Here is a 21,611-nt window from a genome sequence, read left to right on the forward strand (position 1 = left end):
GGTTCAGATAACTCGTTTCCGCTCGACTTGCATGTGTTAGGCCTGCCGCCAGCGTTCAATCTGAGCCATGATCAAACTCTTCAATTTAAGATTTTGTTCGGCTCAATGAATACTGAACATTACATAAGTAATGTTTGAATTGACTGTGCTGAATCCGAAGATTCAATGGTCACTTCGTATCATTGAAACCTAAATTGTTTCCGAAGAAACTATTTGGATTATCATCAACGAGTGCCCACACAGATTGATAGGTTTATATTGTTAAAGAGCAACTCTTCTTTGTGATTGACATCACTTCGGAAGAGGCGGCCATTCTAGCGAGATAATTTATTGTGTCAAACACTTTCTTCAAATTATTTCGTTTTTCTTTTCAGCCTTGCCGACTTTGCTTAAACCCTTGTGAGCCCTTGCCCTGTCGACGAGGAGGCATTATAGAGATCGCGCTCACATTGGCAAGCGTTATTTTTCAAAAATTGCAAAAATAATGGTTAAGCGATGAGTTTTCGATCAAAGCTTTATTTATTCAACTTTACCCCAAGAACTCGCACAACTTATCCACAGAGTTATTCTATAAAGCGTGTTTTTCAGGTGCTATAAATAAAGAAAGCTGCTTTATTGCAGCTTTCTTTATTTACTCTAAACTCGATTTAAAGGTCACTATGGTTATATGCCGGACCCATCTTGTTCTGAACCATCATCTTCATGTAAACCACACTCTCGTTTTAAACCAAAGAATCGAGTTTCTTCCTCTGACATTCCCGGCTCCCATTTACGAGTGGTATGAGTATCACCAACTGAAAGGTAACCTTCATCCCACAATGGGTGGTATTTAAGGCCGTGTTGTTCTAAGTAGTAATGAACGTCTTTATTAGTCCAGTCAATTACTGGCAAAAACTTAAACACACCGTTCTGAATTGATAGTATCGGTAAACCTGCTCGTGATTTACTTTGCTCTCGACGTAGTCCAGAGAACCACGTTCCAACATTAAGCTCTTTTAGCGCTCGACGCATTGGCTCCACTTTATTGAGCTTGTTGTATTTTTCAATTCCCTCTACACCCTGCTCCCATAACTTTCCATATCGAGCCTCTTGCCAATTCGCACTTTCTTTCGCTCGATAAACTTTTAAGTTTAGGTTGAGACCATCTGTCAGCTCATCAATGAATTGATAGGTTTCAGCAAACAGGTATCCTGTATCGGTTAGAATGACGGGGATATCCGCTTTGACTTGAGTCACTAAATGAAGCATAACCGCGGCTTGAATACCAAAACTAGAAGAAACCGCAAACTCGCCCTCTAGATTTTCTAAAGCCCACTTTACTCTATCTTGTGCCGAAAGCTTTTCGAGCTCGACATTAATTTGAGCAAGACGGAGGATTTGCTCCGTCTTTGTTAATGTCAATAACTCTGTAAGCTCAAGCCTGGATGCTACAGAATCAAGCATGAAAGTCCCTCTTTGATACGAGCACTTCTTGGATAATACCAGCACGAATTGTGAAATCGCCGAAGGCTTCGCCTTCTTCACGCTCTTTCGACCATCGAGCCACCAGCAGATCAATCTCTTCTAAGATTTGCTTATCCGTGATGTTCTCTTTGTACATTTTTGGTACTCGAGTACCAGCACGGTTACCACCTAAATGTAGGTTGTAACGACCTGGCGCTTTACCAACTAAACCAATTTCAGCCAACATGGCGCGACCACAACCGTTTGGACATCCAGTTACACGCAAAATGATGTTGTCATTTTCTGGTAGGTTGTGCTTTTCCAAAATCCCCTCCACATCAGTAACAAACTGAGGAAGAAAACGCTCTGCCTCTGCCATTGCTAACGGACACGTTGGAAAGGCAACACACGCCATTGAATTTTTGCGCTGCTCACTGATATTGTCATCCATCAAGCCATGTTCACGAGCGATCTTTTCGATCTTCGCTTTTTCGCTTTTAGGTACCCCCGCAACAATTAAGTTCTGGTTGGCAGTCATACGGAAATCGCCTTTATGGATTTTGGCAATTTCAGCAACACCCGTCTTAAGTGGTTTACCTGGAAAGTCTAATAAGCGACCGTTTTCGATGAAAAGCGCTAAATGATATTTACCATCAATTCCTTCTACCCAGCCAATACGGTCACCACGTTCTGTGAATTCATATGGACGGCTTTGCTCAAACTTAACACCAGCACGTTTCTCGACTTCCGCTTTAAACACATCGCTACCTACACGATCTAACGTGTACTTCGTTTTCGCATTTTTGCGGTTTGAACGGTTACCCCAATCACGCTGAGTTGTTACTACAGCTGCGGCAACATCAAGTGTCTTGTCCAGCGGAATAAAGCCAAAGTCGTCAGCGCGGCGCGGATAAGTTGATGTATCGCCATGCGTCATCGCTAAGCCGCCGCCGACCAGGACGTTAAAACCAACCAGCTTGCCGTTATCTGCAATCGCTACGAAGTTGAGATCGTTAGCGTGTACATCTACGTCATTTTGCGGTGGGATAACCACTGTAGTTTTAAACTTACGTGGTAAGTAGTTCTTGCCTAGAATCGGTTCGTCTTCTTCCGTGCTTTCTACTTTTTCACCGTCTAGCCAAATCTCTGCATAAGCGCGCGTCTTTGGTAATAGATGCTCACTGATCTTCTTCGCCCATTCGTAAGCTTCTTGGTGTAACTCTGACTCCACTGGGTTAGTGGTACACAACACGTTACGGTTTACATCACCCGCGGTTGCAATCGAATCAATGCCAATACTGTTGAGCGTTTGATGCATCAACTTAATATTCGGTTTTAATACCCCATGAAACTGGAACGTTTGGCGAGTCGTCAGACGAATACTTCCATATAAAGAGTGCTCCGTTGCGAACTTGTCGATCGCTAACCATTGCGTTGGCGTGATGATGCCTCCAGGCATACGAGCACGAAGCATCACATTATGTAATGGTTCCAGTTTTTGCTTTGTGCGTTCATTACGGATATCACGATCGTCTTGTTGATACATACCGTGGAAACGAATTAACTGGAAGTTGTCGGCAGTAAAGCCACCAGTAATACGGTCCTGTAAATCTTGCTCAATGGTGCCACGTAATAAGTTGCTTTCTCGCTTCAGGCGCTCGTTATCAGATAGCGGCCCTAACTCTTCACCTAATACAACCTGCTTATTATTGTCCGTAGAAAAAGTCATTAGTAAACATCCCTCTGATAACGTTTCGCTTTACGTAGGTCATTAATAAATTGTTCTGCATCGTCACGCGGCATCTTGCCTTCTTGTTCAGCAACGATAACCAATGCGTCGTGCACATCTTTTGCCATACGCGTTGCATCACCGCAGACATAGATATAAGCGCCTTCTTGGATCCACTGCCACACTTGAGCTGCGTTTTCTAAGATGCGATGTTGTACGTAAACCTTTTCTACTTGGTCACGACTAAAGGCAACATCCAATCGGCTTAGTACTCCTGACTTGAGATACTTTTGCCATTCCACTTGGTATAAGAAGTCTTGAGTGAACGTGCGATCACCAAAGAACAACCAGTTTTTGCCTTCAGCATCACGGTTTTCACGTTCCTGAATAAAGCTTCGGAATGGTGCGATCCCTGTGCCAGGACCAACCATGATAATTGGAGTGCTATCATCTTCCGGCAGTTTAAAGTTGTTGTTATGCTCAACAAATACTTTAACTTCATCTCCCTCTTCGAGACGCTGTGCTAAGAAACTAGACGCTCCACCATATCGTTTTTCGTCGTTTTGTTCGTACTCAACCAAAGCAACCGTTAGGTGTACTTCTTCATCGACCTCTTCTTGGCTTGATGCAATAGAGTAAAGGCGTGGAGTAAGACGACGAAGCAAACCAATCAATTCATCTGCGGTTAACTTGGTTTTCTTTTCTGCCAGTACATCAACGATTTGAGTATTTGCAGAGTACTCGCGAAGCTTATCTTTATCTTCAACTAACTTTTGTAGCTTCTTGCTACCGGATAACTCGGCAAACTTTGTGATGAGCTGCGGGTTAGATGTTGTGATTTCATATTTACTCACGAGAGCACTGTGGATTGACAAGCTTTCACCATCAACGTCAACAGTCTCAACCCCAGACAAACCGACCTTACCAAGAATGGCATTTGCAAGTTCCGAGCTATTTTCAAACCACACACCTAGTGCATCACCTGGCTGATACGTTAAGCCCGAGCCTTCTAAGTCGATTTCTATATGACGAACGTCTTTTCCAGAGTCACGGCCCGTGATTTTTTGACTGGTCAGTAACGTCGCAGTGTACGGATTTTGTTTATTGTAAGGAGAGTGCGCAGTCGCAGCTTGACCCACTGGAAGTTGAACCACATCCGCTTCAGAGCCAGAAGACAGTGTATCTTTTACCTTGTCTAACGCATTCTTACGCCATTCAGTTGCGGGGGCTTCATAATCCACATCGCAATCAAGACGCTCGATAAATGGAGTCGCGCCTAGCTTTGATAGGTAAGTGTCGAAGTCTTTACCGGTCTGACAGAAGAACTCGTAGCTAGAATCTCCCAATGCAATAACACCATATTGCAGGTTTGGCAGCTTAGGAGCCTTCTTCGATTGCAAAAACTCATGTAGCTCAATGGCATTGTCTGGCGCTTCGCCTTCGCCGTTAGTCGATGCCACAATAATGACATGCGTTTCTTTGGCTAAGTTTTTACCTTTGTAATCGCTTGCATCAAAAAGTTCGACTGCAATTCCTTCTGCTTTTGCTTCCTGTTCCAGAGCTTCAGCAACACCTTTAGCATTGCCCGTTTGGGAAGCAAAAATAATACTCAACTTACCTGCTGGCTTCGCTGATACGGCTGCCGTTGCTTGTGCAATTGGCGTTACCGCTGTGTTTGGTTGATTTTGAGCTAATCCCCAAAAATACCCACTGACCCAAGCAAGTTGCTGTGAAGACAACTCAGAGACAGTTTGTTGGAGTGAGCTAATTTGTTGGTCATTCAGAGGGCTTGCGATTGGAGGATTTCCTCCTTGCCCATTATTATCTTCAGACACATTCTTGTGAGAATACTCATTCTTTTGAAAAGACATTATCACGACATCCCTATTCATTGCGTGACGATAGAGTACCCACTCTCCTTAATAACAAGAAAGAATAGAAGTGAATGTTTTATAACTTTTTGGAAGTAAGAACGGCTTACTTTTTGCTCATCGATCTTCAATGCGGACTTGTTGAAAGCCTACTGCCATTGCCGATTTTGACGCAGTATCCAAATCTTCATAAAGACATTCTTCGCCGTGACTGTCCGTTAGAAAAACAAAACCACCGCGCGCATGTCTGAACTCTACAACCCAACCACCCTCTTGGATTGCTGGCTCAATAATCGCTTCGATAAGCTGATTTTCACGGAATAGATGTCTTAGTTCATTTATTGTCATCGCTATCCCTGCTTTAACTTTCACATTGCTCCTAGGTAAGCATGGTCTAAGTCAGCCAAATAGGGAGAAATTTCGATTAGATATAATGAAGTGATATAAAAAAACGCCGCTTATAAAGCGACGTTTTAAGTAAATCGAATATCTAACATGGCTGAATTTAGAACGCGTATTCCGCACTCACAAAGAAGCCGTTAGCAAAAATAAACTCTTTCCCTAGATCCGACATGAATTTATCGGACTCTAAATCAATCACACGGTAACCTCCACGAAAAGCCAGTCGAGCTTTTTCGAGCGGTACATTGTATTGAACACCTGCCATGAAATCGGTGCTTTTGATACCTTTGTTGTCACCAAAGTTTATCTCACCAATCACATCAAAGTTTGTATCCGGAACTTGAATTTCTGCGTAACCATACCAAGCCCAAATCAGCTCATCAAATTCTTCTACACGCCTGCTTGAGCCAGCATCAATGTATTTAGTGTCACTTAAATTACTGAACGTGAGACCCGCATCAAAGTGCAATAAATCATGCTCTAGAACGTGGTAATACAAGGTTAAATCGAGCTTATCGAACCCCATGTAATCCGCATCAACACTTGAGTAACGAAGGCGCGCATTAGGGACGTATTTTACATCATGTTCAATCGCCGCGTAAAAAGTGCCTGCGGTACTGCTATCTCGTCCCACTTCATTAACTTTAGTGTCGGCAGCCCATACCTCTGCACCGACTTTTGTCGATACAGAGTACTCTGCAAAAACAGGAAAAGATACTGCCAACGATAATGCCGTTAAAGCGATGTTCGCTTTATTTGTCATGTAGTATTTACTCCGAGATAGCTGATATTCACGTAGAGGACGTGAGAGGAAATATACCATATTCTCACGCCTCTCCATCAACTAAATGATGTTACTCATTATTTATAGCGGGGCTGAGCAACGTAATTCTTGAAGAACCAAATACCCAATGCAATCACGATTAACCATGGTAATAGTTTGAGTACCGCTCCAACCATTCCCAGTAAAAACATCACAACTAACGCAATACCAGTTGCTGCGAATACGGTCATCATTGTGATACCCGTAACCAACAAGGTCGCCGCAAAGACTAAAATAAAGATTAGCTCCAACATAATCACTTCTCCATTTGTTTTCAATAAACAGAGCAGTTTCCATACCAACTTACAGAAACGAAGTTAAGATTATGATTTTTAATAAAAAAACAAAGACAGAGGCATTTCTGCACTCTGGCTTTATCATTCTTTAGTTGGTAATTTTAGCCATTCACTGGCGAATTTTACACATTCAATTCTTTTGGAATCTTAGCTAGCGCGTCTTGCAATACTTCTAGACCAGAACCTGGTTTGTGCGCATTTTCACTGATATGACGACGCCATTGACGTGCACCGGGCATGCTTTGAAACAAACCTAACATGTGGCGGGTAATATGACCAAGGTACGCACCTTTCGCTAATTGCGCTTCAATGTATGGATACATCTCTTCAACAATTTCGCTGCGTTTCTTCACTGGAGCGTTAGAGCCAAACAACTCTTGGTCTACCGATGCCAGTAAATATGGGCTTTGGTATGCTTCACGACCAATCATCACACCGTCAAGATGCTGAAGATGTTCTTTAGCTTCTTCTAGTGACTTTACACCACCGTTAATAGCAATGGTTAAGTGAGAAAAATCTTGCTTCAATTGGTAAGCTCGTGGGTAATCCAATGGTGGGATCTCACGGTTTTCTTTCGGACTAAGACCACTTAACCAAGCTTTACGCGCGTGGATAGTGAACTGCTCACAGCCCCCCTTTTCTGAGACAATAGAAACAAAATCCGTTAGGAACTCGTAAGAATCTTGATCATCAATACCAATACGAGTCTTGACTGTCACAGGAATATCAACCACGTCCTTCATTGCAGCGACACAATCCGCAACCAACTGTGGTTCCGCCATTAGGCAAGCACCAAAGCGACCGTTTTGTACACGGTCAGACGGGCAACCCACATTGAGGTTAACCTCATCGTAGCCACGCTCTTGAGCCAGTTTGGCACACTTTGCCAAGTCTTCTGGGTTTGAACCACCCAACTGAAGCGCCAACGGATGCTCTTCTTCGTTGTAAGCTAGGAAATCCCCTTTTCCATGAATGATCGCACCTGTCGTCACCATTTCAGTGTACAGCAGGGTTTCTTTGGTCATTAAGCGATGGAAGTAGCGACAATGACGATCGGTCCAATCGAGCATTGGTGCTACGGAGAGCCTGCAAGAATGAGTCATGATATAAACACCCGTTTTTATGTTGCCAAGGTCGAGCGCAGCAGTACGCTCAAAAAATAAGTCGGGTATTGTATACCCAAGCACCTCTAGGTGCTAGTTTCAGCGAGAATGATTTGGTTGGCTGGCTAGCCAAATGCTTAAGAATATGCAGCAGTAATACGAATTCGTCACTCGTTGATTCATTCTGTGATGACTATTCCGACTTCACACCACCACCGACTTGCTTTAATTCATGATTTTCGTTCTGATAGTGGGTAAAATGAAGCATTTCTAAACGAACTTCGTATAGAAATGATTTATCATAGAGCACGTCCGATAGTTATGGTGAAAGGTTTGAACCCAACAATCATTGAACAAATTGAAAGTATCTGCGCAGAGCGTGGAGTACGATTGACTCCGCAACGCCGACGCGTATTTGAACTCATTTGTTCTAATCGCCGCGCCTCAAGTGCGTATGAGCTATTGGAGCAACTAAAAGAGAGTGAGCCTCAGGCTAAGCCTCCCACTGTTTATCGAGCATTAGATTTTCTCCTAGAGCAAGGCTTCATCCACCGAGTGGAATCGACAAATAGCTTTATTACTTGTTGTTCTTTCAATACTCAGCAGCACTTTTTCCAATTACTAATTTGCGATAAATGTGGTGATGTCGTTGAACTCGAAGATGAGACGCTGATATCCTTGTTAGCCGAAAACGCCGAGAAGCATGGATTCAAACTGACCAACCAAGTTATTGAAACTCATGGTGAATGCCAGGCCTGTTCCTCCGAGACGAAAGAAAAAGTATAGAAGAACGTTATGCGCGCTGAATTTGTAAACCCGTTTTTAGCTTCTTTAATGAACGTGCTAAAAACCATGGCTTCTCTTGAGCTGAAGCCACAAAAACCGCGAATCAAAAAAGATGAGATCGCACGAGGTGACGTTTCTGGTCTGATTGGCATGGTAGGTCCACAAACTCGTGGTTCAATGTCGATTACCTTTGATGAAGCGCTAGCTCTAGAAATCATGCAGAACATGCTTGGTGAGCGTCCAAATGGACTCAATGAAGAGGTCACCGATATGGTGGGTGAGATCACCAACATGGTTACTGGTGGTGCGAAACGCATTCTGGCGGAAAGTGGTTTTGACTTTGATATGGCAACACCGGTTGTGGTTTCGGGCCGAGGTCATACGATTCGCCACAAGTGTGAAGGCTCAATTATTATCATGCCTTTCTCTTCCCAATGGGGAAATGCCTTTATCGAAATTTGCTTCGAATAAAAGAGAAAAAATAGGTTGGCACTGGCCAACCTATTTTGTTTTTGCCTCAGACAATAAAAAGGTCAGCATTTGCTGACCTTTTCTTTATCTATTCAAACATTAAGCTTTGAACGCTTTAAATGCGTTGATTAGACCGTTTGTTGAGCTGTCATGCGAGCTGATTTGAGACTCGTCTGCAAGCTCAGGTAGGATTTGGTTAGCCAGTTGTTTACCTAGCTCCACGCCCCATTGGTCAAAGCTGAAGATATTCCAGATAACACCTTGTACGAAAATTTTGTGTTCGTACATTGCGATCAAGTTACCTAGCGTACGAGGCGTGATTTGCTTCACTAGAATAGAGTTTGTTGGACGGTTACCTTCAAACACTTTGAATGGCGCAATCGCTGCCACTTCTTCAGCGTTCTTACCTGCTTTCACCAACTCTTCTTTCACGGTTTCTTCACTCTTACCAAACGCCAGTGCTTCAGTTTGCGCAAAGAAGTTGGACATCAGTTTTTGGTGATGATCGCTAGCTGGGTTGTGGCTGATTGCAGGTGCAATGAAGTCACATGGGATCAGCTTAGTGCCTTGGTGAATCAGTTGGTAGAACGCGTGCTGACCGTTGGTACCTGGTTCACCCCAAATAATAGGGCCCGTTTGGTAAGTCACAGCATTGCCTTCACGGTCAACGTATTTACCGTTTGATTCCATGTTACCTTGTTGGAAGTACGCCGCGAAACGGTGCATGTACTGATCGTAAGGTAAGATAGCTTCTGATTCCGCACCGTGGAAGTTGTTGTACCAAATACCGATAAGCGCAAGGATCACAGGGATGTTGCTTTCTAGGTCTGTTGATACGAAGTGCTTGTCCATCTCGTGAGCACCTTCAAGCAGCTCAACGAAGTTGTCGTAACCTACCGCTAATGCGATTGATAGACCGATTGCAGACCATAGTGAGTAACGACCACCAACCCAGTCCCAGAATTCGAACATGTTCGCGGTATCAATACCGAACTCAGACACGGCTGTCGCGTTCGTTGAAAGCGCAGCAAAATGCTTAGCCACGTGAGCTTGATCACCCGCTGACTCTAAGAACCAATCACGAGCAGTGTGCGCGTTAGTCATGGTTTCTTGCGTTGTGAACGTCTTAGACGCGATCAAGAATAGCGTCGTTTCTGGGTTAACTTTCTTCAACGTTTCAACGATGTGAGTACCATCAACGTTAGATACGAAGTGAAGGTTTAGATGATTTTTGTATGGTGCTAGAGCTTCCGTCACCATGTAAGGACCAAGGTCAGAACCACCGATACCGATGTTCACGATATCTGTAATTGCTTTACCTGTGTAACCTTTCCACTCACCGCCGATAACGCGTTCAGTGAATGATTTCATTTTTTCTAGAACCGCGTTCACTGCTGGCATTACGTCTTCGCCGTCTACCATTACTGGTGTATTCGCGCGGTTACGTAGTGCAGTGTGAAGAACAGCGCGACCTTCTGTTTGGTTGATCGCTTCGCCACTGAACATCGCTTCAATTGCAGATTTCAGCTCAGTCTCGTTCGCAAGAGCGAACAGGTGCTTCAGAGTTTCCTCATTGATGAGGTTCTTTGAGTAATCGACTAGGATGTCTGAGCCGAAACGTGCAGAGTATTTGTCGAAACGCGCTGCGTCTTGAGCAAATAACTCTTTAAGATCCATATCTTGTGCAGATTCGAAATGCGCAGTTAGCGCTTTCCAAGCTTGTGTTTGCGTTGGATTGATATTTTTCAACATGGTCTTTATCCCGATGTTACAGTAGGTTCCATTCCTTACAGTCTAGCGAAAACTGTGGAATCCCCGATTTAGCAAATAGAATATTAATTAGATGTTTGGGCGAATTGCCACAAAACAAGTCTTTGTAATTTTTTTTCAGGTGCCAATTATGACTGAGAGATTTTACACTCACATTGAGTTAGGTCACGTTCCCTGCCCTGAAAATGAACAATTCATTTACGATGACAAGAATCATATCACTTACTAATGACAGGCTCTAATTGGAATAGGATAGACGCCAATTTATAAATTTCCAAAGGAACACGTATGTGGGCACAAAAAACACTGCAATTAAAAGCGAGAAGCCGCGGTTTTCACCTAATAACTGATGAAATTGAACAACAATTACCACAAATAAACGAGCTTTCAGTAGGTTTATTACACCTATTTATTCAACATACCTCCGCCAGTTTGACCTTAAATGAGAATGCTGATCCAACCGTGCGTATGGATATGGAAGCGCACTTCAATAAGTTTGTGCCAGAGCGTGCTTCTTATTATCAGCACACCTATGAGGGGGATGACGACATGCCAGCACACATTAAAGCATCCCTACTTGGCAGTAGTGTGACGATACCAATCCAAAATGGTCGATTAGCTTTAGGAACATGGCAGGGCATTTACTTGGGTGAGCACCGAGACTATGGCGGCGGCCGCCGCGTTATTGCTACGATTAACGGTGAGTAGATAAAACAAAGGCTAACCTTAGGTTAGCCTTTCGCTGTTTATTTTGAGTACTCCATCTCGACGCGAGGCGTTAGCTTAGTCACGAGTTCATACGCAATGGTACCAATGTGACCCGCCACTTCTTCTACTGGGAGCTCTTTCCCCCAAAGAATCGCTTCGTCGCTGACTTTATCCGTTGCATCTGGTCCCAAATCGACCGTCAGCATATCCATGGAAACTCGACCTGCGATAGGTACTTTACGACCATTTACCCAAACCGGAGTGCCATTCGGGGCACTTCTTGGGTAACCGTCGCCATACCCTACAGCGATGACACCGACTTTTGTATCTCGCTTACTGGTCCACATACCGCCGTAGCCAACACTTTCGCCCTTCTTAACTTCACGTACCGCAATAAGATGGGATTTAAGTGTCATCACGGGTTGATACCCCAGATCTTGTGCGGTCTTGTCATCAAATGGCGATACACCATACATGATGATGCCCGGACGAACCCAATCCAAATGGCTTTGAGGCCATGCCAACAACCCCGCAGATGCAGCAAGTGAACGCTCCCCCTGACAACCAGAGGTCAACGACTTAAACAGCTCAATCTGTTGGGGAGTGATATGGCTATCCAGCTCATCTGCACAGCCAAAGTGACTCATGTAACGCAGCGGTTTCGCTACATTTGGGCACTCCTTCAGCCGCGTGACAAACTCATCATATTGTTCAGGACGAACCCCAAGGCGGTGCATGCCACTGTCAATCTTCAGCCACACGACAACCGGAGTTTCAAGGTCGGCTTGCTCCAAGGCGATAAGCTGCTCTTCACAGTGCACCACGGTTTGAATGTTGTTCGTCACAAGAACTGGTAAGTCACCAGGAGAGTAAAAACCTTCTAGCAATAGAATTGGCTTTACCACGCCACAAGCGCGCAGTTGCAATGCTTCTTCAATACGAGCCACACCAAACGCATCCGCATGGTTGGCATGTTTTGCAACGTGACGTAATCCGTGACCATAGCCATTGGCCTTCACTACAGCCATCACTTTACTTTGGGGCGCTTGCGCTTTCACGCGCTGTAAGTTGTGCTGCAACGCAGACAAATCAATGCACGCCTTGGCCGCTTTCATATAGCTCATGGGGTTACTCATCATCAATATCGAATGCAGGACCCGCGTAGTTGTCAAAGCGCGAGTGTTGACCTTGGAAGGTGAGACGTACAGAGCCGATAGGGCCGTTACGTTGCTTACCAATGATGATTTCTGCCGTACCTTTGTATGGGCTATCTGGGTGATATACCTCGTCACGGTAGATGAACATGATCAAGTCGGCATCCTGCTCGATAGAGCCCGACTCACGCAAGTCCGAGTTTACTGGGCGTTTATCTGAACGTTGCTCTAGGGAACGGTTAAGCTGAGACAGCGCCACGACGGGCACATTCAGCTCTTTTGCCAGCGCTTTCAGAGAGCGCGAAATCTCCGCGATTTCCAGCGTACGGTTATCAGAGAGTGCAGGCACGCGCATAAGCTGAAGGTAGTCGACCATGATCATCGACAGACCGCCATGTTCACGTGCGATACGGCGAGCGCGTGAACGCACTTCGGTCGGAGTTAGACCGGAGCTGTCATCAATGTACATGTTTTTCTTCTGCATCAAGATACCCATAGTAGAAGAAATACGCGCCCAGTCTTCGTCATCCAGCTGACCCGTACGGATCTTGGTTTGGTCAACGCGAGACAAAGAGGCCAACATACGCATCATCAACTGCTCGGCTGGCATCTCTAGCGAGAAAATAAGCACAGGCTTCTCTTGTTGCATGGCAGCATTTTCACACAAGTTCATCGCAAAGGTCGTTTTACCCATCGATGGACGCGCCGCGACAATCACCAAATCAGAACCTTGCAAACCTGCGGTTTTCTTATTGAGGTCAGTGAAACCTGTGTCGACACCCGTTACACCATCTTGCGGCGTTTTATATAACAACTCGATACGTTCTAACGTCTTTTCGAGGATGTTATCAACATTTTGTGGCCCTTCGTTTTCACTGGTTCGTGACTCAGCGATGGCGAAAACTTTACTCTCCGCCATATCAATCAGATCTTCCGAACTTCGACCTTGAGGATCGTAACCCGCATCCGCAATCTCATTCGCGACACCGATCAAACCACGGACGATCGCACGTTCGGCAACAATATCAGCGTACGCATTAATGTTAGCGGCACTTGGCGTATTTTTCGCCAAATCTGCAAGGTAAGCAAAACCGCCCACATCTTCTAATTGCTCGTGACGTTCCAGGTATTCCGATAAAGTAATAAGATCGAGAGGCTTGCCCGCTTCAAGAATGGTTTTTACACCTTCAAAAATTAGGCGATGCGGACGACTATAGAAATCACTGCTTACAACACGTTCGGCAACGGTGTCCCAACGTTCATTGTCCAGTAAGAGACCACCAATTACTGATTGCTCGGCTTCTAGTGAGTGAGGTGGCACTTTGATTGCGTCGACCTGACTGTCTGAAGGTTTGCGATTTCTGTTTTCCGCCATGACTTTGCTCGATAACTACTATTGACCCACGATTATAACCTTAACCTAACTGAGATGCTTCCCCGAAGCGACAATTACTTGTTAAGAAATCAACATGCGAACCGCACAAGTAATAGCCTGGTTCTTCCGCCCAGCTCTAATAAAAATTAACCTACCATTGACCCAACAAAATATCTGTATCAGTATCATGCCCCTCCTTTTTAATTACGTTCGAGGTTGATGTGTCCCGATACTGGTTACTTAGCTTTAGCTTACTATGCGCTAGTGCATCGTATGCTGACGAATCAGTACAGCCAGAGCAAAATATTGATGTGCCTGACCCATTAAAAACCGAGGTGGAGTTCGGCTATCAAGCTCACACAGGTAACACGGACTCTCGTTCCCTGAATGCTCGTTTGAGTGCTGAATATACGTCAGGTCGACACCGTTCTAATGGTGAATGGAAGTACTACAACTTGTACAAAGACGGTGAAGAAGACAAACGCTCATCCACCTACGCCCTACAGAGTGACTACAAGTTAGGCCCTAAAACGTATTTGTATGGCAGCTTTAAAGGGGTGGATTCTCGTTACAGTGCCTATTTTAAAGACTACACCTTATCAGGTGGTTTGGGTTACCAGTTTTCCTACACTGAAAACTTCATTTTAGAGGTAGAAGTCGGTCCTGGTTTTCGTTATCAAGAACCAAATTTAGATGAGATAGATGATGACGACATTGTCTTTCCCGATATCGTTCGAGAAGGCATTTTTCGAGGGAATATCAATACGACTTGGCACGCACTAGATAATCTGAGTTTCGCGGCTGATATTACGTTGGTAACAGGTAAAAGTAACACTCGGGCCGATAGTGAACTCAGCGTGACCAATGATATTACTGAAGATATTGCACTGAAACTGGCACACTCTCGTCAGTATCACGATAAAGTGCCTGAAGGCTTAAGCAAAGCGGATAGCGTATTTTCCGTTAATTTACTCTTCGCTTTTTAACCCGTTTTTTTCTCCCAGTTTTAGAAATAAAAAAAGCACCTCCGAAGAGGTGCTTTTTAGTATTTCGTCTTGATACTGAATTACTCAGCAGCAACAACTTGTAGGTTCACAGTTGCGAAAACTTCAGAGTGAAGTTGAACGCTGATCTCGAACTCACCAGTTGTACGTAGAGCACCTTCAGGAAGGCGAACTTCGCTCTTAGCAACTTCAACGCCTGCAGCTGTGATAGCATCAGCGATGTCACGAGTACCGATAGAACCGAATAGTTTGCCTTCGTCACCAGCTTTAGAAGCGATAACTACAGCTTCTAGAGCGTTAACTTTCTCTGCGCGAGCTTCTGCAGCAGCTAGTTGCTCAGCAACTTTAGCTTCTAGTTCAGCACGACGAGCTTCAAACATTTCAACGTTAGCTTTAGTTGCCATAACTGCTTTACCTTGTGGGATAAGGAAGTTACGAGCGTAGCCAGATTTAACGTTTGCAGTATCGCCAAGACCACCTAGGTTACCAATTTTATCAAGTAGAATAACTTGCATTGCTTAATCCTCTTTCTTAATAAAATGAACCGATTACTGATGCTTGTCAGTGTACGGTAGTAGAGCTAGGTAGCGTGAACGCTTGATAGCACGTGCTAGTTGACGCTGGTACTTAGCGCTTGTACCAGTGATACGGCTAGGTACGATTTTACCAGCTTCAGTGATGTAGTTTTTAAGAGTTGCTACGTCTTTGTAATCAATCTCTTGTACGCCTTCTGCAGTGAAACGGCAGAATTTACGACGACGGAAGAAACGAGCCATGGGCTATCTCCTGATCTTAAATTTGAGTAATGTTGTCGGCGTGTAACACTAATTTCCCCACGCCATTTCGGCCGGTTTGATAAGTGACAAAACCACTTACCTTAATGTTACTGCCTTGAACTAAATTCTGAGTTAGTGCTTGTGACCCAAGCCCGCTGACGACTACCGGCATACGACAATAAACTTGTCGAGGTAAGTCAGCTTCGATAATAGTAGAGCGATGCTCCAGCCAAAACCGACAGTGTTCAATGCCACCAGGGCTTTTACTACGAATGGGCGGTTTGGCAATGGTGCCGCTCAGCTCCATTCGATTGGCCATAAGAAAACTTACTCAGCAGCTTCTGACTTAGCTTCAGGCTTAGCTTCAGAACGCTCTTCACGACGTGGAGCACGCTCTTCTTTTTGCTTAAGCATGATAGATTGCTCAGTGATCGCTGCTTTAGTACGCATGATCATGTTACGTAGAACTGCATCGTTGAAACGGAAAGCAGTTTCTAGCTCATCAATTACAGCTTGGTCAGCTTCAACGTTCATAAGAACGTAGTGAGCTTTGTGAAGCTTGTTGATTGGGTAAGCCAGTTGACGACGGCCCCAGTCTTCTAGACGGTGGATTTTACCGCCAGCTTCAGTGATTGAACCAGTGTAACGCTCGATCATGCCAGCAACTTGCTCGCTTTGATCTGGGTGCACCATGAATACGATTTCGTAATGACGCATTGGTTGCTCCTTACGGATTATTCAGCTTCCACAAATGGCTCAGTCGTCCAGAGGAAGCAAGGAACTAAAGATAATTGACTGAGTTTAAGGAGCACGAATAGTACAGAAAGGGCGCAAAATAGGCAAGTGATTATTTGCTCAACGCAGGGGATATTTTATTTCATCCAAAGCTAGAAATAACAAAGGCTGCCAATAAAGTGACAGCCTTTAAAATCAGGGCATTATCGCGCGTATATCGGGGCTTATTTTACTTCAGCCAGCTCCGTGCGCATTTGGTCGATCACTTGTTTGTAATCTGGCTGACCGAAAATCGCCGAGCCTGCAACGAACATGTCTGCGCCCGCTTCTGCGATTTCACGAATGTTGTCAACCTTCACACCGCCATCAATTTCTAAACGGATATCACGACCAGACTCATCGATCATCTTACGAACTGCACGCAGTTTATCTAGCGTGTGAGGGATGAATGATTGACCACCAAAACCAGGGTTTACCGACATCAGTAGAATCATGTCGACTTTGTCCATGATGAACTCAAGGCTCGCAAGTGGCGTTGCTGGATTTAGTACCACACCAGCCTGACAGCCGTGCTCTTTAATTAACTGGAGTGTACGGTCTACATGATCAGAAGCTTCCACATGGAATGTAATCATCGACGCACCCGCTTTTGCGAAATCAGGAATAATGCGGTCAACCGGTTTCACCATTAGGTGAACATCGATTGGCGCTGTGATGCCGTAATCGCGTAGTGCTTTACACACAGGCGCACCAAAAGTCAGGTTTGGTACATAGTGGTTATCCATAACGTCGAAATGCACCACATCCGCACCCGCTGCGAGTACTTTCTCGACATCTTCACCGAGACGAGCAAAATCTGCCGATAAAATGGATGGAGCAATAAGAAAATCTTTCATACCTGACCTCAGTAGTAATGAGCAAACAATCTGCGCGCAATTCTACCGAAGCCAGTGGGGAGATCCACTATTTAGATTTAATAGTGTGAGAACTAAGAGCTTGGTTTGTCCATCTCAGGGGCATGAAAAAGCGCAAGCAGCTCATCGACTTTATTACGACCACTGCCATTGCGGCTAATGGTGCGCTTCACTTTTACTACATTGAGATCCGCACCGTGATACAACCGACGCGTCAGCGTAGTGTCGTGGTTGGAAATTAGAACCGGAATACCACGCTCAGTCGCGGTTCTTTCAGCAATGTCGGCTAATGCAGCCTGATCATCCAACGTGAAACCATTACCTGCGTATGAGGTGAAATTTGCCGTATTTGAAAGCGGTGCATAAGGAGGGTCGCAATACACCACACTCCCCTTACGTGCTCGACGAAAAGTTTCTGGATAACCTTCACAAACGAACGTGGCTTTCTTGGCTTTTTCGGCAAAAAACTCCAATTCCGCCTCTGGGAAGTAAGGCTTTTTATATGAACCGAACGGAACGTTAAAACCGCCTTTTTTGTTGTAACGGCATAGACCATTAAAACCAAAGCGGTTCATGTACAAAAACGCTAAAGAGCGGTACATCACGTCATCGGTTTTATTAAACTCAGCGCGAATGTGTAAGTAAGCTTCTTTACGGTTGTTCTCAGCGACAAACCAACGCTTCGCTTCAGAGATATACTCTTCAGGGCGTTCTTTCAGTAGGTTGTACAGATTGATCAGATCTGGATTTATATCTGCCAGTAGGTAATGGTCATAGTCGGTATTCAGAAACACTGAGCCCGCGCCAACAAAAGGTTCAACTAGCTTTCGAGCCGGCGGTAAATGACGTTGGATGTCTTCAACCAGTCCGTATTTTCCTCCTGCCCATTTAAGAAAGGCTCGTTGCTTTTTCATCTACTGCTCTATCTATCGACCAAAAATTAAGGCTGCGGAATGTAACATATTTTTCAGCGAAGCTCAGGTTTATTTCACGCGATCAATTTCGCGATGAACCTGACGGAGTGATTTTGCCCAAGGACTCACCGACTTAACCGAATCAGGCAAGCTTGCAACGGCATCGCGAGCCATTTGAATTGTCGGATAATCTTGGTATGTGATGATATACCACTCGGTGTCATTGCGAACGGTAGGATAAATTCGTACTTGATTATTCAGCTGATGCTCATCGAGGAAGGCTTGTACATCCTCCATTGACGTCATAGCAGCAAGCTGCAGTGTATAGGCTCTTGGTGATAGTGCTTTTAATTCTTCGCGAGCAAATGAAAACTTAACCACAGGCTGCTTCGCACCGTCTTCTTCTGGCTGAGCAGAAGTTTGCGTCATACCTTGATTTGGTTTTACGACTTTTATTAGGGGTGAGCTGGTTTCATCAGTGGCGTCTTGCTTCTCAACGCCCACGACATCATCAATCGCTTTTGTGTCTGCTGAATCAGCTTTACCTTCAAGCAATGCATCGACCACATTCGACTCAATCACCACTCTCTGTTGATTGTCATCACTGCCAACGCTCGCCACTTCTTCCGTTACTGCTGGCGGTAATGAATCAGAATCATCAATCGCGCCAGAGCCATCAAGGCCACTGCTAGTGTCATCAGTCACAGATTGTAGTGAAGACTGCGCAGCACTGATTCCTGAATCTTCAAAAGTTGGAATAGCCGTTTGCTCTAAACTACCAGCAATTTGCTGCGCTTTATCATCAGGGCTTGGTTGATTATACATCCACCAATAGCCACCAGCAGCAAGCAACAGTAATGCTAATACCACTAACGCAATATTCAGCGGTGAACCGACAATCGAGCGGATAATGATCCTTTTTTCCACTTTCATCTCTCCTAACGCCATGATGTCACCCGGTACTGGGTCAACTTTTTTAAATGCATCTCGAACCCGCTTCTCCGCCTCATCATCAACATAGCGCGCAACAAGTGATTCAAAGAAACGACGGGCTTCCACTTCGGACAACATATCAATATCAAGCTCAACAGACTTTATCTCTTGTCCGTAACTGAGACGTGACAGCAATCCTTCTAAGCGCCCAGACTGCGTAAATAATAAGACATTGATGGTCCAATTCGGCTTATGATGCGCCTCTAAAACCAGCATCCAAAGCTCAGAAACGAGCGTCTCACTTAATAAATGCGCATCATCAACCACAATCGCGATATCACAAGGCTCATCACCCAATAGTCTTTCGAGGCTATCAAGTAAAGGCTCTTGCTGATTAAACAATGCGTTAGAAACCAGTTGACTCAAAATTAGGATGCGGCGCTGCACATCATCTTGATTAGAATGACAAAGTAACAAACATTGATTCTTGTTACTGGCACCCACTTCAAGGTATCGCTGCGCTAACCAAGATTTTCCATAACCATCATGACCATTAATCGCAATGAAATTGGACCCAAAATTAGTCAGCAATCCCAACCTATCAAGCAACTCGATTTGAGAATCTAATTCCAGAACGTGAGCAACACTCATCTAATAACCTTAATACACTACAAGAATGACGCCCAAAGGCGCCATTACAAGGTTAAATATCGCGACCGAAGTCTATCGCCTGTTTGAGTACATCTTGTGTCGTATCAGCAATGACCTCGGCACTACCAATGCCTGTAGGTAGAACTAATCTTAATTGACCAGAGAGGACTTTTTTATCTCGCATCATATGTTTGAGGAAGTCATCGAAGCTCATACTGTCTGGAGTATGAACAGGCAGTTTGGCACGACGCAAAATAGCAACAATACGCTCAAATTGCTCTGCTGAGATAAGACCGCGCAGATGAGAAGTTTTGGCCGCCATAACCGTGCCAGCAGAAACCGCTTCACCATGCAGCCAATTGCCGTAGCCAAGCTCAGCTTCAATCGCATGACCAAAGGTGTGACCTAAGTTGAGCAGAGCGCGAATGCCCGATTCTTTCTCATCCTGAGCCACCACTTCCGCTTTTATTTCACAGCAACGTGCAATGGCATAAGTTAGCGCTTCTTCATCCAACGCGTACAAGCGTTCAAGGTTTTCTTCCAACCATACAAAAAAGTCTGCATCGTAAATGATGCCGTACTTAATGACTTCTGCGATACCTGCTGCGAATTCACTCTCAGGCAACGTCGATAAACAGTTGGTATCGATGATCACGGCCTTAGGTTGGTAAAACGCACCTATCATGTTCTTACCCAACGGATGGTTAACCGCGGTTTTTCCACCCACCGAAGAGTCCACTTGAGATAGTAATGTCGTTGGTATTTGAATAAAGTCGACCCCACGCTGGTAACAGGCAGAAGTAAAACCCACAAGGTCGCCAATAACGCCACCACCTAACGCGATGATCACAACATCACGAGCGTAACTCCCCTCGAGAAGGAAATTCATCACTTGGTTAAACACATCCAAGTTTTTGTACTGTTCGCCGTCAGGCAATTCTAACAAGGATGCACTACAACCGAGCTGCTCGAGTTGCTTTAAAATTTTGTCAGCATACAAAGGCGCCACTGTGACATTACTGATCACAACAACTTTTTGTTTTGCATTTTTGTTTGAGAGAACTTGAGAGAGGTACGCCGGGTCCTCAAATAACCCGGCGCCAATAGAGATTGGGTAGCTACGCTCAGCTAGGTTGACCGTAATCCGTTCCATCGGTTTGCTCCAATTAAAAAAAAGATAAAAACTTATCTCTCTTCTAGCATTTTTACGATCTGGTTGGCTACCACTTTTGCACTCTGATCGTCAGTGCGAACAGTGTAATCCGCTACTTCTTCATACAGAGGATTACGTTCTTCAGCTAATTGCTCCAATACTTCGCGAGGGTTGTCCGTTTGAAGTAGAGGACGCTTCTTGTCACGGTTTGTGCGCGCAAGTTGCTTTTCAATCGTCGTTTCTAAGTAAACAACAACACCACGTGCCGAAAGACGATTACGGTTTTCTTTGCTCTTAACAGAGCCACCGCCAGTCGCAAGCACGATGCCTTGCTCTTGTGTTAGGTCTTCAAGTACCGCTTCTTCACGCTTGCGGAAGCCTTCTTCACCTTCTACATCAAAAACCCAAGAGATGTCTGCACCAGTGCGTTCTTCGATCACTGTATCGGAGTCAACAAACTCCATATGCAGTTGCTGTGCTAGATGTCTACCAATTGTACTTTTGCCGGCGCCCATTGGGCCAACAAGGAAAATATTACGTTTCTCAGCCATGTTTAGCAGTAATTTACAACATTGATTCAATAAGATCGCCACAAGAAAA

At 44.8% G+C, this 21,611-nt stretch carries 23 protein-coding genes and 1 rRNA gene; 4 read left to right on the plus strand and 20 right to left on the minus strand.

The genetic code is table 11. The features are described 5' to 3' along the window. From FKN08_RS16625 to dusA, 8 genes are all read right to left on the minus strand, one after another. A 16S ribosomal RNA gene (locus FKN08_RS16625) occupies positions 1 to 87 on the minus strand; the annotation flags it as partial. Between the two features lie 576 nt (positions 88 to 663). Continuing rightward, on the minus strand, positions 664 to 1,443 hold the full coding sequence (locus FKN08_RS16630) for a phosphoadenylyl-sulfate reductase (RefSeq protein ID WP_170892556.1): 780 nt from the start codon (positions 1,441 to 1,443) through the stop codon (positions 664 to 666). Next, entirely contained in the window at positions 1,436 to 3,172 is a 1,737-nt protein-coding gene (gene cysI, locus FKN08_RS16635; RefSeq protein ID WP_170892557.1) for an assimilatory sulfite reductase (NADPH) hemoprotein subunit, read from the minus strand. The genes FKN08_RS16630 and cysI overlap by 8 nt, the downstream gene beginning before the upstream one ends. After that, positions 3,172 to 5,043 (minus strand): assimilatory sulfite reductase (NADPH) flavoprotein subunit, encoded by a 1,872-nt coding sequence (locus FKN08_RS16640; protein WP_005381262.1) that lies wholly within the window; start codon positions 5,041 to 5,043, stop codon positions 3,172 to 3,174. The genes cysI and FKN08_RS16640 overlap by 1 nt, the downstream gene beginning before the upstream one ends. A gap of 117 nt (positions 5,044 to 5,160) precedes the next feature. After that, on the minus strand, positions 5,161 to 5,391 hold the full coding sequence (locus FKN08_RS16645) for a hypothetical protein (RefSeq protein ID WP_005381264.1): 231 nt from the start codon (positions 5,389 to 5,391) through the stop codon (positions 5,161 to 5,163). Between the two features lie 157 nt (positions 5,392 to 5,548). Further along, on the minus strand, positions 5,549 to 6,208 hold the full coding sequence (locus FKN08_RS16650) for a TIGR04219 family outer membrane beta-barrel protein (protein ID WP_170892558.1): 660 nt from the start codon (positions 6,206 to 6,208) through the stop codon (positions 5,549 to 5,551). A gap of 98 nt (positions 6,209 to 6,306) precedes the next feature. Continuing rightward, positions 6,307 to 6,522, minus strand: coding sequence for an envelope stress response protein PspG (pspG, locus tag FKN08_RS16655; RefSeq protein WP_005381266.1), 216 nt, complete (start codon positions 6,520 to 6,522; stop codon positions 6,307 to 6,309). Between the two features lie 164 nt (positions 6,523 to 6,686). Beyond that, complete coding sequence (gene dusA, locus FKN08_RS16660) at positions 6,687 to 7,667, minus strand: tRNA dihydrouridine(20/20a) synthase DusA (protein WP_053807698.1); 981 nt, start codon at positions 7,665 to 7,667, stop codon at positions 6,687 to 6,689. Positions 7,668 to 7,988: 321 nt separating this feature from the next. Here dusA and zur point away from each other — a divergent pair, with 321 nt between their 5' ends. Then, positions 7,989 to 8,453, plus strand: coding sequence for a zinc uptake transcriptional repressor Zur (zur, locus tag FKN08_RS16665; protein WP_005381268.1), 465 nt, complete (start codon positions 7,989 to 7,991; stop codon positions 8,451 to 8,453). A 9-nt stretch (positions 8,454 to 8,462) separates the two neighbouring features. Beyond that, positions 8,463 to 8,924 carry a chemotaxis protein CheX gene (locus FKN08_RS16670; protein WP_005381269.1) on the plus strand — a complete coding sequence of 154 codons (462 nt, stop codon included), beginning with the start codon at positions 8,463 to 8,465 and terminating at the stop codon, positions 8,922 to 8,924. 99 nt (positions 8,925 to 9,023) lie between these two features. Here FKN08_RS16670 and pgi read toward each other — a convergent pair whose 3' ends face one another. Then, positions 9,024 to 10,676 carry a glucose-6-phosphate isomerase gene (gene pgi, locus FKN08_RS16675; RefSeq protein WP_053807699.1) on the minus strand — a complete coding sequence of 551 codons (1,653 nt, stop codon included), beginning with the start codon at positions 10,674 to 10,676 and terminating at the stop codon, positions 9,024 to 9,026. A 306-nt stretch (positions 10,677 to 10,982) separates the two neighbouring features. Here pgi and FKN08_RS16680 point away from each other — a divergent pair, with 306 nt between their 5' ends. Beyond that, positions 10,983 to 11,402 (plus strand): secondary thiamine-phosphate synthase enzyme YjbQ, encoded by a 420-nt coding sequence (locus FKN08_RS16680; protein WP_170892559.1) that lies wholly within the window; start codon positions 10,983 to 10,985, stop codon positions 11,400 to 11,402. A 38-nt stretch (positions 11,403 to 11,440) separates the two neighbouring features. Here FKN08_RS16680 and alr read toward each other — a convergent pair whose 3' ends face one another. Next, entirely contained in the window at positions 11,441 to 12,517 is a 1,077-nt protein-coding gene (gene alr, locus FKN08_RS16685) for an alanine racemase (protein WP_041853013.1), read from the minus strand. Between the two features lie 13 nt (positions 12,518 to 12,530). Next, on the minus strand, positions 12,531 to 13,931 hold the full coding sequence (locus FKN08_RS16690) for a replicative DNA helicase (RefSeq protein ID WP_005395704.1): 1,401 nt from the start codon (positions 13,929 to 13,931) through the stop codon (positions 12,531 to 12,533). A gap of 221 nt (positions 13,932 to 14,152) precedes the next feature. On the opposite strand from FKN08_RS16690, the gene FKN08_RS16695 reads away from it, so the two are divergent. Further along, positions 14,153 to 14,917, plus strand: coding sequence for a DUF481 domain-containing protein (locus tag FKN08_RS16695; RefSeq protein WP_006743223.1), 765 nt, complete (start codon positions 14,153 to 14,155; stop codon positions 14,915 to 14,917). An 80-nt stretch (positions 14,918 to 14,997) separates the two neighbouring features. Here FKN08_RS16695 and rplI read toward each other — a convergent pair whose 3' ends face one another. From rplI to aroK, 9 genes are all read right to left on the minus strand, one after another. Continuing rightward, complete coding sequence (gene rplI, locus FKN08_RS16700) at positions 14,998 to 15,450, minus strand: 50S ribosomal protein L9 (protein WP_005381278.1); 453 nt, start codon at positions 15,448 to 15,450, stop codon at positions 14,998 to 15,000. A 33-nt stretch (positions 15,451 to 15,483) separates the two neighbouring features. Continuing rightward, entirely contained in the window at positions 15,484 to 15,711 is a 228-nt protein-coding gene (rpsR, locus tag FKN08_RS16705; protein WP_000090472.1) for a 30S ribosomal protein S18, read from the minus strand. A gap of 16 nt (positions 15,712 to 15,727) precedes the next feature. After that, positions 15,728 to 16,030: a primosomal replication protein N gene (priB, locus tag FKN08_RS16710; protein ID WP_005381298.1), complete on the minus strand. Its 303-nt coding sequence runs from the start codon at positions 16,028 to 16,030 to the stop codon at positions 15,728 to 15,730. A gap of 8 nt (positions 16,031 to 16,038) precedes the next feature. Beyond that, positions 16,039 to 16,428, minus strand: coding sequence for a 30S ribosomal protein S6 (gene rpsF, locus FKN08_RS16715; protein WP_005381299.1), 390 nt, complete (start codon positions 16,426 to 16,428; stop codon positions 16,039 to 16,041). 242 nt (positions 16,429 to 16,670) lie between these two features. Continuing rightward, on the minus strand, positions 16,671 to 17,342 hold the full coding sequence (gene rpe / locus FKN08_RS16720) for a ribulose-phosphate 3-epimerase (protein ID WP_005395709.1): 672 nt from the start codon (positions 17,340 to 17,342) through the stop codon (positions 16,671 to 16,673). 92 nt (positions 17,343 to 17,434) lie between these two features. Further along, the gene (locus FKN08_RS16725; RefSeq protein ID WP_047009939.1) at positions 17,435 to 18,274 is read right to left on the minus strand and encodes a Dam family site-specific DNA-(adenine-N6)-methyltransferase; all 840 of its coding nucleotides are present in this window, start codon (positions 18,272 to 18,274) and stop codon (positions 17,435 to 17,437) included. A gap of 69 nt (positions 18,275 to 18,343) precedes the next feature. Beyond that, the gene (locus FKN08_RS16730; RefSeq protein ID WP_170892560.1) at positions 18,344 to 19,858 is read right to left on the minus strand and encodes an AAA family ATPase; all 1,515 of its coding nucleotides are present in this window, start codon (positions 19,856 to 19,858) and stop codon (positions 18,344 to 18,346) included. A gap of 52 nt (positions 19,859 to 19,910) precedes the next feature. Next, the gene (gene aroB, locus FKN08_RS16735) at positions 19,911 to 21,011 is read right to left on the minus strand and encodes a 3-dehydroquinate synthase (RefSeq protein ID WP_170892561.1); all 1,101 of its coding nucleotides are present in this window, start codon (positions 21,009 to 21,011) and stop codon (positions 19,911 to 19,913) included. A 32-nt stretch (positions 21,012 to 21,043) separates the two neighbouring features. After that, a complete protein-coding gene (aroK, locus tag FKN08_RS16740) occupies positions 21,044 to 21,562 on the minus strand; it encodes a shikimate kinase AroK (RefSeq protein WP_005381319.1) in 519 nt (172 codons plus the stop codon). Between the last annotated feature and the right edge of the window lie 49 nt (positions 21,563 to 21,611).

It is taken from the genome of Vibrio sp. 1-2 (7-a) (assembly GCF_013048515.1).
Taxonomy (GTDB): Bacteria; Pseudomonadota; Gammaproteobacteria; order Enterobacterales; family Vibrionaceae; genus Vibrio; species Vibrio diabolicus.

Coding starts and splice junctions, on each gene's coding strand:
- FKN08_RS16640 (WP_005381262.1), bottom strand. CDS start 5,043: ATGTCTTTTCAAAAGAATGAGTATTCTCACAAGAATGTGTCTGAAGAT.
- FKN08_RS16645 (WP_005381264.1), bottom strand. CDS start 5,391: ATGACAATAAATGAACTAAGACATCTATTCCGTGAAAATCAGCTTATC.
- pspG (WP_005381266.1), bottom strand. CDS start 6,522: ATGTTGGAGCTAATCTTTATTTTAGTCTTTGCGGCGACCTTGTTGGTT.
- FKN08_RS16650 (WP_170892558.1), bottom strand. CDS start 6,208: ATGACAAATAAAGCGAACATCGCTTTAACGGCATTATCGTTGGCAGTA.
- rplI (WP_005381278.1), bottom strand. CDS start 15,450: ATGCAAGTTATTCTACTTGATAAAATTGGTAACCTAGGTGGTCTTGGC.
- FKN08_RS16730 (WP_170892560.1), bottom strand. CDS start 19,858: ATGAGTGTTGCTCACGTTCTGGAATTAGATTCTCAAATCGAGTTGCTT.
- FKN08_RS16670 (WP_005381269.1), top strand. CDS start 8,463: ATGCGCGCTGAATTTGTAAACCCGTTTTTAGCTTCTTTAATGAACGTG.
- FKN08_RS16680 (WP_170892559.1), top strand. CDS start 10,983: ATGTGGGCACAAAAAACACTGCAATTAAAAGCGAGAAGCCGCGGTTTT.
- dusA (WP_053807698.1), bottom strand. CDS start 7,667: ATGACTCATTCTTGCAGGCTCTCCGTAGCACCAATGCTCGATTGGACC.
- pgi (WP_053807699.1), bottom strand. CDS start 10,676: ATGTTGAAAAATATCAATCCAACGCAAACACAAGCTTGGAAAGCGCTA.
- FKN08_RS16690 (WP_005395704.1), bottom strand. CDS start 13,931: ATGGCGGAAAACAGAAATCGCAAACCTTCAGACAGTCAGGTCGACGCA.
- FKN08_RS16630 (WP_170892556.1), bottom strand. CDS start 1,443: ATGCTTGATTCTGTAGCATCCAGGCTTGAGCTTACAGAGTTATTGACA.
- aroK (WP_005381319.1), bottom strand. CDS start 21,562: ATGGCTGAGAAACGTAATATTTTCCTTGTTGGCCCAATGGGCGCCGGC.
- rpsR (WP_000090472.1), bottom strand. CDS start 15,711: ATGGCTCGTTTCTTCCGTCGTCGTAAATTCTGCCGTTTCACTGCAGAA.
- cysI (WP_170892557.1), bottom strand. CDS start 3,172: ATGACTTTTTCTACGGACAATAATAAGCAGGTTGTATTAGGTGAAGAG.
- rpsF (WP_005381299.1), bottom strand. CDS start 16,428: ATGCGTCATTACGAAATCGTATTCATGGTGCACCCAGATCAAAGCGAG.
- alr (WP_041853013.1), bottom strand. CDS start 12,517: ATGAAAGCGGCCAAGGCGTGCATTGATTTGTCTGCGTTGCAGCACAAC.
- zur (WP_005381268.1), top strand. CDS start 7,989: ATGGTGAAAGGTTTGAACCCAACAATCATTGAACAAATTGAAAGTATC.
- FKN08_RS16725 (WP_047009939.1), bottom strand. CDS start 18,274: ATGAAAAAGCAACGAGCCTTTCTTAAATGGGCAGGAGGAAAATACGGA.
- priB (WP_005381298.1), bottom strand. CDS start 16,030: ATGGCCAATCGAATGGAGCTGAGCGGCACCATTGCCAAACCGCCCATT.
- rpe (WP_005395709.1), bottom strand. CDS start 17,342: ATGAAAGATTTTCTTATTGCTCCATCCATTTTATCGGCAGATTTTGCT.
- aroB (WP_170892561.1), bottom strand. CDS start 21,011: ATGGAACGGATTACGGTCAACCTAGCTGAGCGTAGCTACCCAATCTCT.